This window comes from Brevundimonas sp. FV1ye4L (assembly GCF_058681255.1).
Genome location: NZ_CM178734.1, coordinates 516968 through 533844, shown reverse-complemented (window position 1 = coordinate 533844; position 16877 = coordinate 516968). Strand labels below are relative to the sequence as shown.

General features: G+C 65.1%; 8 protein-coding genes. 4 read left to right on the top strand and 4 right to left on the bottom strand.

All coding sequences use genetic code 11. From position 1 onward, the window contains the following. Positions 1 to 96 precede the first annotated feature (96 nt). Entirely contained in the window at positions 97 to 2247 is a 2151-nt protein-coding gene (locus ACW17X_RS02545; RefSeq protein WP_492099519.1) for a WD40/YVTN/BNR-like repeat-containing protein, read from the top strand. Continuing rightward, positions 2244 to 3863, top strand: a complete 1620-nt coding sequence (locus ACW17X_RS02540; protein ID WP_492099518.1) for an alpha-L-fucosidase — start codon at positions 2244 to 2246, stop codon at positions 3861 to 3863. The genes ACW17X_RS02545 and ACW17X_RS02540 overlap by 4 nt, the downstream gene beginning before the upstream one ends. Positions 3864 to 3878: 15 nt before the next feature. On the opposite strand, the gene ACW17X_RS02535 is transcribed toward ACW17X_RS02540, so the two are convergent. The 4 genes from ACW17X_RS02535 to ACW17X_RS02520 all read right to left on the bottom strand — a co-directional run bounded on the left by ACW17X_RS02535 (position 3879) and on the right by ACW17X_RS02520 (position 13509). Beyond that, positions 3879 to 5828, bottom strand: coding sequence for a sialate O-acetylesterase (locus ACW17X_RS02535; RefSeq protein ID WP_492099517.1), 1950 nt, complete (start codon positions 5826 to 5828; stop codon positions 3879 to 3881). 168 nt (positions 5829 to 5996) lie between these two features. Then, positions 5997 to 8927 (bottom strand): TIM-barrel domain-containing protein, encoded by a 2931-nt coding sequence (locus ACW17X_RS02530; protein WP_492099516.1) that lies wholly within the window; start codon positions 8925 to 8927, stop codon positions 5997 to 5999. Between the two features lie 29 nt (positions 8928 to 8956). Beyond that, the gene (locus tag ACW17X_RS02525) at positions 8957 to 10603 is read right to left on the bottom strand and encodes a DUF5597 domain-containing protein (RefSeq protein WP_492099515.1); all 1647 of its coding nucleotides are present in this window, start codon (positions 10601 to 10603) and stop codon (positions 8957 to 8959) included. A 74-nt stretch (positions 10604 to 10677) separates the two neighbouring features. Continuing rightward, positions 10678 to 13509 carry a TonB-dependent receptor gene (locus ACW17X_RS02520; protein WP_492099514.1) on the bottom strand — a complete coding sequence of 944 codons (2832 nt, stop codon included), beginning with the start codon at positions 13507 to 13509 and terminating at the stop codon, positions 10678 to 10680. A gap of 324 nt (positions 13510 to 13833) precedes the next feature. Here ACW17X_RS02520 and ACW17X_RS02515 point away from each other — a divergent pair, with 324 nt between their 5' ends. Both ACW17X_RS02515 and ACW17X_RS02510 read left to right on the top strand, forming a co-directional pair. Further along, the gene (locus ACW17X_RS02515) at positions 13834 to 15345 is read left to right on the top strand and encodes a tryptophan halogenase family protein (protein WP_492099513.1); all 1512 of its coding nucleotides are present in this window, start codon (positions 13834 to 13836) and stop codon (positions 15343 to 15345) included. Further along, a complete protein-coding gene (locus ACW17X_RS02510) occupies positions 15345 to 16856 on the top strand; it encodes a tryptophan halogenase family protein (RefSeq protein ID WP_492087081.1) in 1512 nt (503 codons plus the stop codon). The genes ACW17X_RS02515 and ACW17X_RS02510 overlap by 1 nt, the downstream gene beginning before the upstream one ends. Positions 16857 to 16877: the final 21 nt, after the last annotated feature.

Below are 16877 nucleotides of genomic sequence, written 5' to 3'. Positions count from 1 at the left end.
GCCGGCGTCCTGACTCTAGGACTTGCAACCGCTTTCCCCTCCATGAGGGCAATTGCGCAATCCGAACCGAAGGCCGAGACCTACAGGTGGCGCAATGTGAAGGTTGGCGCCGGGGGCTTCATACCGGGCATCATCTTCAGCCGTGTCGAGCAAGGCCTAGCCTACGCCCGGTCAGATATGGGCGGCGCGTATCGCTTCGACGCCGCCGCCGGACGATGGCGGCCGTTGCAGGACTCCAGCCCCCGATCGGCCGACTTCGGTGTGGAAAGTGTAGCCGCCGATCCCGTCGATGCGGACGTGGTTCACATGGCGGTAGGCGTTCACCGGGGCGATCCGGGGGCCATGCTGCGCTCCGACGACCGCGGCGAAACTTGGTCGCGTGTGGAGGTTCCCTTCCGAATGGGCGGCAATGAGGACGGGAGAGGACTCGGCGAGCGGCTGGCGATCGATCCGAACGATAACCGGATCCTCTATTTCGGCTCGCGCCACGACGGTTTGCAGACGTCGAGCGACGGCGGGCGGACCTGGAGCAAGGTCGACAGCTTCCCACTGAAAGGCCTGGGTCTACCGACCGGACGTGAGACGCACGGCGGCCTCAGCTTCGTGATCTTCGATCCCCGCACGGGGTCCGAGGGACAGCGGTCCCAGACCCTGTTCGTCGGCGTCGCCGATCCGCACGAGCACGCGCTTTATCGCTCCGACGATGCGGGCCAAACCTGGCGGCCGGTCGAGGGCGGGCCCCGCGCCGAACTGTCGGCGGCCAAGGCTGAGCTCGATGACCGAGGCGTGCTGTACGTCACGTGCACCCTTGGGATAGGCCCCAACGGCGTCACCGACGGCGCGGTATGGCGGCTGGACACGAACACCCGCGAATGGACCGACATCACCCCGCCTCGCCCTCTCGGCGGTTTCATGGGGGTGGCGGTGGACCGCCAGCGGCCGGGCGTCCTAATGGTCTCGACCCTGAACCGATGGCGGCCCGGAGATACGATCTGGCGCAGCATCGACGACGGCAAGACCTGGATCAGCCTTCGGGAGGCGGCCCGTCACGACGTCAGCGCCACCCCTTATCTGAACTGGGGCAACGACAAGCCCGACTTCGGCTGGTGGATCGCCGCCCTGGCTCTGGATCCGTTCGACAGCGACCGGCTGGTCTATGCGACCGGGGCCACCGTCTATGAAACGCGCAATTTGTCGGCGGCCGACGCCGAGCGGCCGACTGACTGGGCCCCCTGGGTCGAGGGCATTGAGCAGACGGCGGTGATCACCCTGATCAGCCCGCCGGTCGGGCCGCAGCTTCTGACAGGATTCGGCGACATCTCCGGCTTCGCCCACGAGGACCTGGCCCGGTCGCCGGATTTGCAGTTCACCACCCCCGTCTTCGCCAACACCAACCAGATCGACTACGCCGGCATGGCGCCCAATGTGGTGGTGCGCAGCGGCACGCCGCACGAAGGCGTCGGCTCCGAAGGCCACGACGGCTCCACCCTAGCCTGGTCAGCCGATGCGGGGCGCAGCTGGAAACCCCTGGGTCGCCCCCGTCCGGCCTCCGGCGCAGCTGCGGCGTCACCGGACAATCCGCGCATGGACCTGTACCGCGACGCGCCCATCACCGTCTCGGCGGACGGATCGGCCTTCGTGCTGGCGACGCCGCAAGCCGCCTGGTCGGACGACCGGGGCGCGACCTGGCGACCTTGCCTCGGTCTGCCGCCGCTTCTGCGTCCGGTCGCGGACCGCAAGGACCCTGGCCTGTTCTACGCCCTGGATTTCCGAACCGGCGAATGGCTGGTCAGCGTGGACCAGGCGCGCAGTTTTGCGCCGGTGCCGTCGCGCGGCCTGCCCGACGTATCGGCTGACCGGCCGAACTGGCGCGAGCAGGCCTTCCCGCTGAAGGCTACACCCGGCCATGACGGCGACCTGTGGTTCGTCTCCCGCTCCGGGCTTTACAACAGCCGGGACGGCGGCCAGAATTTCGCAAGGATCGACGGAGGGCTGGCGGTGGAGATGCTGGACTTCGGCAAACCGCCGACCGGATCGACCTACCCCGCCCTGTTCGCCATTGGGACGCACGGTCCAGTCCGGGGCGTCTTCCGCTCTGACGACCGAGGCCGGTCATGGGTCAGGGTCAATGACGACCGTCACGAATACGGACGCCGCTATCGCGCCATCGCCGGCGATCCCAGAGTGTTTGGCCGCGTCTATGTGGCCACGGATGGACGCGGCGTCGTCTATGGAGAACCGGAATGAACTTGTCACGACGCGGACTTTTGGGGGCGGGCGCCTCGGCGTCCATGCTGGGCGCATGCGCAACGGCTCCGGACCAGCTCGCGGCCGGCCCGTTCAAGCCGACGTGGGATAGTCTGATCCAGGGCTATAAGACCCCTGACTGGTTCCGCGACGCCAAGTTCGGGATCTGGTCGCACTGGGGGCCGCAGTGCGTGCCCGAGTTCGGCGACTGGTACGGCCGCCAGATGTATATCCAGGGCAACCCCTTCTACGAGCACCACGTCGCCACCTACGACCACCCCAGCCGGTTCGGCTTCATGGAGTTCATCAACCAGTGGAAAGCCGACCAGTGGGATCCCGAGGGTCTGCTGGATCTCTATCAGGCAGCGGGCGCCCGCTACATCATGTCGATGGCCAACCACCACGACAATCTGGACATGTTCGATAGCGCCCACCACGACTGGAACGTCATGCGGGTCGGCCCCAAACGCGACATCGTCGGGACGTGGGAGAAGGCGGTTCGGGCGCGAGGACTTCGGTTCGCCGTGTCAAACCACGCGGCCCACGCCTGGCACTGGTGGCAGACGGCCTATGGCTATGACGCCGAGGGGCCGATGAAGGGCGTCCGCTACGACGCCGCCCGCCTGACAAAAGCCGACGGCGCCGGCAAATGGTGGGACGGGCTGGACCCGCAAGAGCTCTACACCGGCCCGACCTTCGCCCCACCCGACGGGATCGGCTCCATCGCCGAGATGAATGCCTGGCACGACGCCCGCGACGGCCAGTGGATCGAAACGCCTCCGGAGAACAACCCCGCCTTCGTCCGGTCGTGGGTGCTGCGCCAGCGCGATCTGATCACCAAATACCGCCCGGACATGGTCTATTTCGACAACTATGAACTGCCGCTGGGGCGGTACGGGCTGGAGGCGACGGCCGAGTTCTACAACGCCTCCCTTCAATGGCGCGGCGAACTGCCGGTCGTGAACGGAAAGCGCCTGGATGAACGCAAGCGCAAGGGCATTGTCGAGACGGTGGAGCGCGGCTTCTCGGACAGTCTGAAGCCCGAACCGTGGCAGACCGACACCTGTATCGGCGACTGGCACTACAACCGCGCCCGCTACACCAGCCACTACTATGTGCCTGCCCACAGCGTGATCCAGCGACTGGTGGATGTGGTGTCCAAAAACGGCAACCTGATGCTGAACATCCCCCAGCGCGGCGACGGGTCGATCGACAGCGACGAACGCCAGATCCTGACTGACATCGCCGCCTGGATGAGGGTCAACGGCGAGGCCATCTTCGACACCCGCCCCTGGCGGATCTACGGCGAAGGACCGACGACGGTGGTCGCGGGTATGCACGGCGAGGGCGCGGCGCGGCCGTGGACCGGCCAGGACATCCGCTTCACCACCAAGGACCAGACCCTGTACGCCTTCGCCCTCGACTGGCCGCAAGACGGCCAGATGCAGATCCACGCCCTGACGCCCCAAGGGGGACGAGTCGAGGCGGTCGATATGCTGGGCGGCCCCGCCCTGCCCTTCCGGCAAACAGATAAGGGCCTGGTCATCGACCTGCCGGAGGCGCGACCGGTGGCCGTTGCGCCGGCGGTGCGTTTGCGGGGAGCGGGTCTCGTCTGAACTCGCCCCCCCAAATCAGCGGATCTTCGCCTCGAACGGGACCGCCGGCAGCCCTGCCGGTCCATAGAGGTTGCACACCGGGCTGTCGGCCCAGCAGAGGCGCACCTTGACGTCCGTCGGCTGGGCCATAGTCAGCACCACTTGATCGCCAGCCAGGCTCGCATCGACAAAGCGGCAGACGTCGCCAGGGCCGCACAGTTCGAAACCGATCGGGCGATTGAAGCCGGAAGCGGTCAGCGCTGTGCCCGGCGCGTAGCGGACGTGAACGCCGTCGGCAGCGCGGTCGACCGAGCTCGGCTGAGGCGACACAGGCTGAACCGTCCCGTCCAGACGCCGCGCCTCCAGCGCCAGCCGACGCCCGACCTCGAGCTTATTGGTCGGATGTATATCGTAGCGGTCGCCGATATCGATGGCGACGGCCAGACCCGCCAGAGGATCGGCGTTGACGACCGTGCGCTGGCTTTCACGCAAGGCGGCCCAATAGGAGTTGGTCGGCTGGCCTGCGGCGGGGCCGAAATTGGCCAGTTGAACCACCAGCATCCGCATCTCGGGGTTCTGGAACTGCCTGCGCCAGTCAGCGAACAGAGCTGGCAGCAGACGGCGGTAGCCGACGTAATCGCCCACGTTGGACTCGCCCTGGTACCAAGCCATGCCCTTCACACCATAGGCGCCCAGAGGAGCGATCATGCCGTTGTAGAGGGTGGTGGTGCCGCTGCCGCCGATCCACGGCGTGCGCGGCGGATTGGGCAGATCGCCCAGGGGCGCCGCGACACGATGGCGCCAGCCTGAAGACAGGGCGACGCTGGTTCCATCGGCAAGGACTAGACGCTTGTTCGCGGCCGGTCCCCAGGCGCCGCCGCCGCCATTGGTGTCCAGCACCCCGACCGCGATCAGGTTGCGGCCCGCCTTAAGCGTCCCTGCCGGAACAGCGTAGGTGCGTGGCGTATCCCAGCCCTGCTGGCCGCCGACATATTTGCCGTTGATCCAGGTCACGTCCGCATCGTCAACCGGACCCAGTTCGATCGTCGCGGCTTGACGGGCCTGGGCGGCGGTCAGTTCTACCGTTTTGCGCAGCCAGACGACGCCGTCAAAGGTGGCGAGACCGGGAACGGTAGACTCCCAGAACCCTTCGGCGGGGATCGACGCCCAGTCGGAGTCGGTCGTGCGCACCAGGTTCCAACCCTGCTTGGTGCCGGGATCATTGGCCGCCCACCAGGCTTGAGTGATTTGCCGCCAGAGGGCGTCGCCCTGGGATGGGTCGCGGGCGTAGGAGTCCAGCGCTTCCAGCGCCTGTTCATGACCGCCCAGGGTCGTCACGGCGTCCCGGCTCAGCCAGTCCTCGATGATCGACCCGCCCCACGAGGCGGCGATCAGGCCGACCGGTACATTCTCGGACCGGCGCAAATCGCGTCCCATGAAATAGCAGGCGGCAGAGAAATCACGGACGCTGGCGGGATCGGTCGTGCGCCATTGACCGACCGGGTGCGGCGCAGACGACGGCGCGGGCAGGCTGGAGCGGCCCACAAGGAAGAGACGCAGATTGGGGTCGTTAGCGGCGCCGATTTCAGTGTCGGCATTGGTCGCCTGACGGACGGCGAACTCCATGTTTGACTGGCCCGAGCAAAGCCAGACATCGCCGACCATGACGTCCGAGACCGTCTGGGTCGCGTCCGAGGTCTGGGCGGTCAGGACATAGGGTCCGCCGGCGCTCAAGGTCGGCAGGGTGGCGCGCCAGACGCCGTCAGCGCCGGCGGTCACCTGGACCTGAGTTTGGCTGAGGCCGACGGAGACGACCGCGCCGGGCGCGGCCTGGCCCCAGACCGCGATCGGACGGCCCCGTTGCAGGACGGCGTGATCCTGAAACATCGGGTCCAGCAAGGGGGCCGCAGGCGTCTGGCCCTGGGCCTGAGCGGCGCCGACGACCAGAACGGTCGCAGCGACGGCGGACAGCAACAACGAGCGCATCGGCGCCTCCCCTTCACCCCGCCGGGGCGGGCGTTTCGAAATTGCATTGCACGGCGAAAATCGATGCAACGTGCAATCAAGTGCAATCAGGCTCGATCCCTGGCCGGCCCGGTGAAAAACAACGGATAGGGCATCGACATTGCGCACGATGTCGATGCCCTCCGTCTTCTAGCGACGCACCTCGACCGCCCGGCCGGAATACTGGATCGTCCTGGCCGGGGCTGCGTCGAAGTTACCGACATCGGCGCCGGGCCCGCTGACGAAGCGGACGTTGATCGTCCGGTTCATCGGCATGCCCGGATAGGCGCCCGAGCGAGCGCCGATGGTCAGGACGCCGCGCGCGTCGTCCCAGGTCATCGGAATGGTCGAGAACTCGCCCCGCTCGTAGCCGTAGTCCTGGCCATCGTCCTCATAGAGGGAGAAGGTCCCGTTCGCCCCGGTATAAACGATCAGGGTCAGCGGGCCGTCCAGCTTTTCGGACGTATAGGTGATGGCCGGACCCGTGGGCAGGATCGAGCCCGCACGGACGAATACCGGGATCTTGCCCAGAGCGGCCGCAACGGAGGCGGTTTGACCGCCCGCAAAGGTCTGACCCGTCTTCAGGTCGTACCAGTCGGCGCCGACGGGGAAATAGACCGAACGGCTGCGCGCCTTGTACTCGGTGACGGGCGCCACCATCAGGTCACGACCGAACATGTACTGGTCGGCGATGTCCCGCGCCTTGCGGTCGGACGGGAAGTCCATGACCAGGCCGCGCATGATGGTGCCGTCCCGCAGATAGGTGTCGCCGGCCAGGCTGTAGATATAGGGCATCAGCCGGTAGCGGGTGCGCATCTGCTCGGCATAGGCGGTGTAATAGTCCGTGCCCGGGTTGGCCAGATTGTACACTTCACGCAGTGGGTATTCGCCGTGCGAGCGGAAGATCGGCGACCAGGCGCCGAACTGGAACCAGCGCAGTTGAAGCTCGTCCCACTCGGCCTTGTCCTCGGGCTTCATGCCGGCCGGGTTCGAATAGCGGGCCTCGACCGAGAAGCCGCCGATGTCGTGGGTCCAGTTGGCGATCCCCGACAGGCCGGCGTTGACGCCCGCCGAAATCTGGTCGCGCAGATTGTCCCAACGCGCCACGACATCGCCGGACCACAGGATCGAACCGGTGCGTTGCAGGCCGCCCCAGGCCGAACGGGTCAGGATGGTGGTGCGCTGGCCCTCATGTTCGGCCCGGAAACGACGATAGACGTTCTCGGCGTTCACGAGCGGATAGGAGTTGAACACATAGGCGCCCGGACCGGCCGCCGTCGGTCCCATCCGCAGGGTCCGCTCGGGGATGTCGAGGTTGGAGTGCATGTCCGGCTCGACCGAATCCAGCCACCAGCCGTCGAAGCCCATGCCCTTGAAGCTGTCGGACATCTGCTTCCAGTACAGGTCGCGGGCGGCCGGGAGATAGGGGTCGTAGAAGCTGTTGGCGTAGCCGGGGCCGACCCAGTCGCGCGCGCCGACATCGACGTTGCGCGTGTACATGCCGCCGATGGCGTCCAGCTGCTTGTAGTGTTCGGTCGTCGGATAGAATTTCGGCCAGACCGAGATGATGATGTCGGCGTTCATGTCGTGAACGTCCTTCACCATCTGGGTCGGGTTCGGATAACGCGCCGGGTCGAACTGGTGCGAGCCCCAGGCGTTTTCGGGCCAATAGAACCAGTCCTGAACCACCATGTCGATCGGCAGACCCAGCTCGCGGTAACGCCGCACGGCGCCGACCACCTCTTCCTGCGTGTTGTAGCGCTGGCGGCTCTGCCAGAAGCCATAGGCCGAGCGGGGCAGCATCACCGACTTGCCGGTCAGGCCGCGATAGTTGGAGATGACGCCGTCGATGTCGTCGCCGCCGACATAGAAATAGTCGATGGCCGTGCCGACTTCCGAGGCCAGGCTCAGGGCGCCCTGGTCGGCCGCCGGCAGCGGGTCCATATGGCGCAGGGAGATATAGCCGTCTTCCGGGGTCCACTCGATCTTGATCGGCACGCGCGTGTTGGCCGCCATCTGGACCTGGAAATCATGGTCGAAGGGGTTCCAGTTCTGGCGCCAGTTCTGCTCGACCACCTTGCCGTCGATCGTCACCTTCACATAGCCGGACGAATAGAGGCGGAACTTGTGCAGGCCGGCGGTCGCGGTCTCGATCGAGCCTTCCCAGACGACGCTGACGCCGGCCTGGCCGGGCTTGCCCATATCGCCGGTCTGAACCGGAGCGCCGGGCTGGGCCTTCAGGCCTTCCGGCCAGCGCTGCTGGTCGCGAATGAACTCATAATTGATCTCGCCTTCCGGCCGGCTGACCTTCAGCACGCCGTCCTGATAATAGCGCGCGGTCAGGCCGCCGAAGGCGCCCCCCTCGTCACGAACGATCAGCCGATCCGACAACATCCCATAGGGGCGCGGGTCGCCGAAGCGGGTGATGGCGTTGGTGTCCCACAGCAGGCCGTAGTTGCGGCTGGAGACGACGAAGGGCACGCCCACGTCCATGTTGTGTTGGGCCAGCAGCACGTCCTGGCCCTTGTGGTTCATCACGCCCTGCTGATGCTGACCCAGGCCGTAGAAGGCCTCGTCGGCGGGGCTTTCCCACACCTGGCGCGTGGCCAGGAAACGATGATCGCCCTTTTGGTCCTCGACCGTGACGGGGGTCAGTTCGCGGCTGCCCGGGCGCTCCTTCAGGACCTCCTGGCCGTTCTCGTCGAGGAAGCGGACGGCACCGGTGGTGCGCGACACTTCCGCCGTGGCCTCGGCTGTCTTCAGCACAACCACGTCGCCCTGAGTCTCGACCTCGAACGGGGTGGTGGTCGAGGGCTGGGCCGTGACCATCAGGCTGGCCGGTAGATCCAGGTTTGCGTCTTCGGTCGCGGTGACGCGGATCGTCTCGGGACCATAGACCTCCAGTCGAACGCGGCGCGCGGCGCCTTCGGTCGGGGCTATGACGACGCCGGCGGGGATGCGTTCAAAGGCGGCTTGCTGGATCGCGCCGGCCGAGGCGCTGTCCATCAGGGTCGAACAGGCTCCCAGAGGAGCGATCATCAGGGTGGCCAGCATCAGCCGGCGGGCGAGGGTCGAGGTCATGGGGGCTCTCGCTTCTATCAGGGGTGCGTTCAGTAGGTGGCGGTGACGACGCGCAACAGCTGCGGTCGGTCGGTGAAGTTCAGGCCGTAGTCGGTTTGGTCGCCGTTCCAGATGCGTTCGAAGACCCATTTCCCGGCGTCGTCGAAACGGCCTTCCTCATAGCGCACGACCATGCGGCGCTTGCCGTCGGTCGCGGGCTTGGGGGCGAAATCGATGCGGGCGCGATAGCCGGTGACAATAAACTCGCCCGGCGCGATCTCGGCGATCAGAGCGCCGCCATTGGGCTTTTCAGTCCCCGGCACATCGGCCAGCGGCCCCAGCCAGGTCCAGTCCGGTTGACCAAACTGCCAGCGGCGATAGCCGACCGTCGCGGTCCAGTCGCCCAGATCCAGGGTCTGTGAAGATCGGTCGTCGGGTTCGGCCACGCCCCAAACCTTGCCGGCGAAGGCGGCGCGCGCCCAGACCCGCTGCCACGGCGCGATCAGCCGGTAGGCGTCGCGGAACGGCGTCAGGGCCTTCTCGTCGATGGCCGGGGCGCCGAGCGGATAGTTGGCGTAGCCGGTATAGTCGATGCCGAACGGCGAAAACCCTATGCCGCCCCGGCCCAGAACCGAGAACAGATAGCGGGCATAGGGGATGTCATTGCCCGTCTCGGCGACGAACAGGGCGTTGTCGGGCCGCTCATAGCGGTCCAGATGCCCCTCGTAGGTGTATGAATCGCGATTGTAGATGTCCGGACTCAGCATCTCGATCGACGGCGCTGCGGCCTTCCAGACGTCAATGACCGGCCAGACGGGACCGCCCGAGGCATAGTTGGTCGGGGCGGTGCGCTCATGCGGGTCAGGCAGGGCCGCATTGACGTACATGGGCAGCGGATATTCGCGCTTGCCCGCCTCAGCCACCGTATTGACGTAGGCGGCGATGGACCAGGCGTGGAAGAATTCCTCCGCCTCGTCGCCGAAGACGGCGGACCAGGTTCCGGGCGCCTTGCCCGTCCGGTCCAGCAGGGCCTGGGGCACGGGGCCGTCGAAGGCGGCCTGGGCGGCGGGGGAATAGTCACGCACCGATCCGTAGGTGCCGGTCTCGTTTTCCGGCTGGACCATGATGACGGTGCGCTGGCGCTCGTCGATCTGGCGGATGTGACGCATCAGGACGGCGAAGGCGCGGGCGTCGGCGGCCATGGTCTCCTCGCCATAGGGCGACATGGCGTAGGATTCGGCGCCGTCCTTCTGGATCAGATGCGGGAAGCGCGCGGGGTTCAGCTTGACCCAGGCCGGCGCATATTTGGGCGAGGTGTTCTTCCAGGTGGCGAACCACAGGATAACCAGACGCACGTCGTTGCGACGCGCCTCCTGCACCAGATGATCGACGAAGGAAAAGTCGAAACGCCCCTCCTCCGGCTCCAGCTGTTCCCAGGCGATGGGAACCTGAACCGTATTGGCGCCGACATAGCGGATCGCGGGCCAGGCCTCGGCCAGGGGCGCCGGATAGTTGGTCGAGTTATTGACCTGAGCGCCCAGGATAGTGAACGGCGCCCCGTCGACCATCAGCGCATGTCGTCCGTCCTGTTGGACGAGCCGAGGGATTGGCGACTGCGCCTGGACCGGCGCCGCCGCCACGACTGCGACGGCCGCGAACGATAGGGCCGTGCTCAAACCGCGTGCGAAAAAACCCATCGCCGCCTCCCAACGTCGATAAGAAAACAGTCGGGGCGCCGGCGGCTGCCGACGCCCCGTTACTCAGGTCCGGATCAGAAGGCGGCGCGCAGCACCACAGCGATCCGGCGATCGGTGTCCACCCAGTTGTAAGGCGCCTTGCGGCTCTCGCCGCCCACCTTCAGCACGGTCCGCTCGTTAAGGATATTGGTCGACTGGACGCCGATCTTCACATCCGGGGTCAGGCTGTAGAAGATGGAGCCGTCCAGTTGACCGAAGTCGCTGGACCAAACGGGCGCGTTGATGTTGGCCGCCGAGGTCGTCATCAGGTACTCCTCGCGCCAGTTGTAGGCGAGGCGCGCCGAGATACCGTACTTCTCGTAAAGGACCGCAAGATTATAGCTGGTCTTGGAAAGACCTTCGAGCGGCAGTTCTTCGCCGGCGGCGCCGTTCTGGATCGGATCCAGGATATTTTGACTGGTGTTGCGACCGCCGCTGCTGTCCACATAGGTGAAGTTGGCCTGAACCCCCAAGCCACTGAGCGGACCGGGCAGGAAGTCGTAGAACTGGGAATAGGCCAGTTCAAAGCCGTCGATCTTGCCCTCGTCACCATTGGTGTAGCGGGTCATAAGGAAGTCATAGGAGACCCCCCCGTTGGTGTAGGTCTCGGTGGAGCTGCCGGAGAAGATGAAGTCTTCCAGATCCTTGTGGAAGGCGGCGAAGGTCAGGCTGCCGGTCGGCGCGAAGTACCACTCCAGGCTGAAATCGTAGTTGGTCGCCTTCAGAGGCTCCAGGTTCGGATTGCCGCCGGTGCCCGTGAAGGGCGTCGTCGGGTTCAGCGTATAGCCGTCAGCCTCAAAGTTGATCGACAGGTTGGTGAAGGGCTGCAACTGGTACATTTCCGGTCGCAGGATAGCGCGCGACACGGCGACGCGCGCCTGAAGGGTTTCGGTCAGGAAGGCCCGCAGGTTCAGGCTGGGGAGTACATTCGTGTACTCCTTGCTGATGTTCGCCCCCGCGTCCAAGGCGCCACCGGACACGAACTGAACCGCTTCATTAAAGTCTGTGCAGTCAGCGCCCGTCGGGCAGACGCCCGTGATCGACGGTACGGTGACCACTTGGTTGGTTTCGGTCTTGGTCTTGACGACGCGGACACCGAAGTTGCCGTCGAAGGCGCGACCGAAGAAGCCCGTGTCATTGCCGAAACGGCTATAGATATAGGCAGCTTCGGTCTTCTCCTGAAGATCAGTAACCCCGCCGTTGCCGCTGCCCAGACGATAGCTGTCGTAGTCGTCGCTGAGCGGCGCCCAGCCCCAACCGGCGCTCTGGGTGGTCTTCAAGATGTCATAGGCGTGGGCGGTGCCCTGATTCAGCAGGCCGGCAGTCGGGAACCAAGCGACGCCAGGAACCGAAGTATCCCCACGGAAGAAGTTGTCGAACGTGTACAAGAAGGAGGAATCCAGCAGACGCGGATCCTGCGCCCCTCCCACAGCTCCAGCATCGTCTAGATAGACCGTATTGGCGTTGAACAGCCAATACTGGTTCGACAGCAGCCCCCAGTTATAGCCCGTCTGGCGGTTGGTGTAGTTCTTGTCCGTCATACGAACGCCGAACTCGACCGAGCGGAAGAAGTCGTTGTTCTCAAAGTCGTAGCGCGCATCGAGACGGCCGGCCATTTCGTCGGCCTCGTTGTCCTCGATGTGGTCCATAGCAGCGGCCCACCAGTAGCTCGACTTGTCTTCCATCGACCCGCCCGTGGAGGTGATGGTCGGCAGGTCGCCGTCGATGGTGAACTGCAGATTGGGACGATTTTCCAGCTGGGTGAAGGCCGTCATCGAATAGATCTCGGCCGTCGACTTGACGTATTGGAGATCACCGCTGAACGACCAGGCGCCGCCGGGCGTATATTTGAAGTTCAGCGCGACATCGCCGGTCTTTTTCGTGTCGTCGCCGATCCGGGTGTCGGTGTTGTAGTTGGCGTTGGGCACGATGCCAGAAACAAAGACGTTGTCTTCGTTATACGAATAGGTCGAGTTCGGCGTAAGGATGCTCTCGCTGCCCATCGCATATTCGACGTTATAGGTCTCGGCCTGCGAACCCAGCGCCTGCAGGGTGAACAGCCACTGGTCGTTCGGGCGCCATTGCGCCGCCAGCGCGACCGCCGTGCGCTTCTGTTCCCAGTCGATGGTGCGCCAGCCCATATTCTTGGGAATATAGACCGTTTCATTGGCTTGGCCCGTGCCGTCGGCGCTGTCAGCCGTCAGTACCACCGGGTCATAACGGTCGGCCGAGATGCTGTCGGTGCGGTTGCCCACGTTCGAGATACTGACGTTGGCCAGCAGGCCAAACTCGCCGATCCGCGTGTCCCAGCGGTCGGAGCCGATGATGCTGCCTGACCAGAAGCCCTTTTCCGAGAGGTCGCCGTAGTTGTAGTCCGCGTTGATCGCCAGCAGGGGCTCGCTGTTATCAAACGGAACGCGTGTGCGCAGATTGATCGTGCCGGCGATGCCGCCTTCGATCATGTTGGCTGCGACGTTCTTGTACACGTCCACGCCGGACAACAGGTCAGCGGACACATCTTCGAAGCTGAGACCGCGGCCGCTGGAGGCCGAGAAGATGTCGCGGCCGTTGGTTTCGGAGCGAACGCCCGACAGGCCGCGCACGAAGACGCCGCCGCCTTCGGCCGCCAGACGGGCGGGGTCGCGGGCGGAGTTGGTGCGTTGCAGGGTGATGCCGGGGATGCGTTGCAGCGCCTCGGAGACCGAACGGTCCGGCAGGGCGCCGATGTCTACGGCCGTCACCGAATCGACGATGACTTCAGAGTTCTTTTTGATCGCCTGAGCCGACCGCAACTGAGCGCGGATGCCAGTGACGACGATTTCATCGACCGTGGCGGCGTCGTCAGATTGGGCAGATTCCTGCGCCATGGACGTCGTCGGCGCCATGGCTGCGACGGCGACAAGCGAAGCGCCGCACAGAAGCGCGACACGGCGAACGTGATTTTGACGAGACATTTGCCTCAAACCTTCCTGCTGGTCGCGCCCGTCGCTTATCAGCGTCGTGGGACGACATCCCTCCCGAAGTTGAGGTCCGCCGCTCTAAGACGACGTGACCACCTTTCAAGGATGCACAGGTTTTCATGCGTTGAAAAGCATTTTCTGATAGCGCTACCATTAATGCCGACCGACGAGCTTTGCTTTACGGTGTGCGGCAATCAGGACCGGCGCAAAGTCGGCATGGAGGGAGAGGTAATGAGCGACACGTCAGGAGAGGTGCGCCACATCGCCATCGTCGGCGGCGGCACCGCCGGCTGGATGGCCGCCGCCGCCTTGGCCCGCGCCTTCACCCGCCCGTCGGGCCCCGCGCTCGAAATCACCCTGGTCGAATCGGAAGCCATAGGAACCGTGGGCGTCGGCGAAGCGACCATCCCGCCGATCCGTCAGTTCATCCGCATGCTGGGACTGGCTGAAGATGATTTCATCCGGTCCACGGCCGCCACCGCCAAGCTGGGCATCGCGTTCAAGGACTGGAGCAGCCTCGGATCCGACTATTTCCATGGCTTCGGCGACTATGGCCCGACCGTCGCCGGACAGGCTTGGCGGCAATACCTGTTCCGTCTGAAGGCGGCAGGCCGGATACAGGGCCTGGACCCCTGGTCGGTGCCGACCGCCATGTCGCGCGCCAACCGGTTCGCCCCGCCGGCGGACGACCCCCGCTCCGTTCTCTCCCACTATTCCTACGCCTTCCAGTTCGACGCCGGCCTGTACGCGCGTCGTCTGCGGACCCTGGCGGAAGGTCTTGGCGTGATGCGCTGCGAAGGTCGGATCGTCGATGTCGTTCAAAGCCCGGAAACAGGACATGTCGCGGCCGTACAGTTGGAAGATGGCCGGCAGGTCGAGGCCGACCTGTTCATCGACTGTTCGGGTTTCCGGGGTCTGTTGATCGAACAGACGATGAAGGCGGGATACGAGGACTGGAGCCACTGGCTTCCTTGTGACCGGGCCATCGCCCTGCCCTGCGCGGCAACCCGCCCGGCAGAGCCGTTCACGACGGCTCGCGCCCGTTCGGCCGGTTGGCAATGGCGTATTCCGCTGCAGCACCGGGTCGGCAACGGCTATGTCTATTCCAGCGCTCACATCGACGATCAGGCGGCGTTGGACGACCTGATCGGTCAGATGGAATCGTCGCCCCTGGCTGAGCCCAACCGACTGAGGTTCGTCACCGGACGTCGGCGGGAAGTCTGGAAGGGCAATGTCGTCTCCCTCGGACTGGCCTCGGGATTTCTGGAGCCGCTGGAGTCGACCAGTATCAATCTGATCCAGAACGGCATCGGCCGGCTGCTCGAGATGTTCCCAGATCGCAGTTTCGATCCCTTGCTGGTCCGCGAGTACAATCGTCGTTCGGCGCTAGAGCTCGAGCGGATCCGCGACTTCATCGTCCTGCACTATCACCTGGCGCAACGGACGGACGGCGATCTTTGGCGTCACTGCCGCGAGACCGCGCCGCCCGACAGTCTGATGCACAAGATCGAACTGTTCCGCGCGCGCGGCGACATCCCCTTACTGGAAGACGAGTCCTTCCGCGAGGACAGCTGGACCGCCGTCTTCACCGGCCTGGGCGTCTGGCCTCGGCGTACGACGCCTCTGGTCGGGCTGGACAAGCTTGACGACGTCCAACGACAGGCCGCACGCTTCGCGGACCTGATCGGTCAGGCCGTCGCCAGCCTGCCCCCCCACTCAGACCATTTCACCGGTTACGCCTGATGGTCCCGGCGCCGGTTCAACGCATCCTGATCGTCGGCGGCGGCGCCGCCGGATGGATGGCGGCGGCCGCCCTGTCGCACATACTGGGCAGGGCGGTTCGGATCGATCTTGTCGAGTCAGAGGCCGTCGGCACGGTCGGCGTCGGCGAGGCCACGATCCCGCCGATCAAGCTTTTCAACCAGTTGCTAGGCATCGACGAGAACACCTTCATCCGCGAGACCCAAGCTACGTTCAAACTGGGCATCGCCTTCCAGGATTGGTTTCGCCAAGGGCACAGCTATTTCCATCCCTTCGGCGCCTATGGCGCGCCGCTCGGCGTGGCGGCCTTTCACCAGTACTGGTTGAGGGCTAGCGCGAGCGGCGATGTCGGCGGCTTGGGTGAATATTCGCCCACCGAAATGGCGGCGCGACTGGGGCGGTTCGCCCGTCCGGAGGACACGCCAAACGCGCCGTTGGCGCGGATGACCTACGCCTTCCATTTCGACGCCGGTCTCTATGCGCGTTTTTTGCGGGGTCAATCGGAAGCGCGCGGGGTGACCCGCTACGAAGGCCGTATCGCCGACGTAAAATTACGGGACAGCGACGGCTTCATCCAGTCCGTCAAACTTGAGGACGGGCGCGAACTGGCGGCCGACTTCTTCATCGATTGCTCCGGTTTCCGAGGCCTGCTGATCGAGGGCGCGCTTAAGACCGGCTACGAGGACTGGACACACTGGCTGCCTGCGGACCGCGCCGTAGCCATGCCTTGCGCCCGCGTGGCGCCGCCAACGCCTTACACCCAGTCCACGGCCCTGTCGGCAGGCTGGCGCTGGCGGATCCCGCTTCAGCACCGGACCGGCAACGGCTATGTCTATTCGAGCGCCTTCCTGTCCGACGATGAAGCCGAGACGACGCTTCGGGCGTCGCTGGACGGACTTGCGGCGGGCGAGCCCAACTTCCTTCGGTTCACAACCGGCCGCCGGCGCAAGACCTGGAACAAGAACTGTCTGTCCCTGGGTCTGGCCTCGGGCTTCATAGAGCCGTTGGAATCGACCAGCATCCACCTGATCCAGTCGGGTCTGTCCAAGCTCTTGCTCAGCTTTCCCGACACCGGCTTCGCGCAGGCGGACATTGATAACTATAACCGGCTGATGCAGACCGAATTCGAACGGGTCCGCGACTTCATCATCCTGCACTACCATGCGACCGAGCGGGACGACGCCGCGCTGTGGCGCCAGGTGCGCAACATGGCCGTGCCGGACAGCCTGACACAAAAGATTGAGCTGTTCCGGAGTCGCGGGCGGGTCTTCCGCTACGATGATGAGTTGTTCCAGGAGGCCAGTTGGATCGCCGTCCTAATGGGCCAGGGCGTAATCCCTGGTCGCTGCGACCCCCTGACCGAAACCGTGCCTCAAGAGCAGGTTCGGCTCCGACTGAACGAGATCAGATCGGCGATCCGGCGCGCAGTCGAACAGATGCCGACCCACGACGATTATATCGCGGCCCGATGCCGGGCGGGTCCGGCGGGCTGAGTTTCACCTCAACCCGCCTGA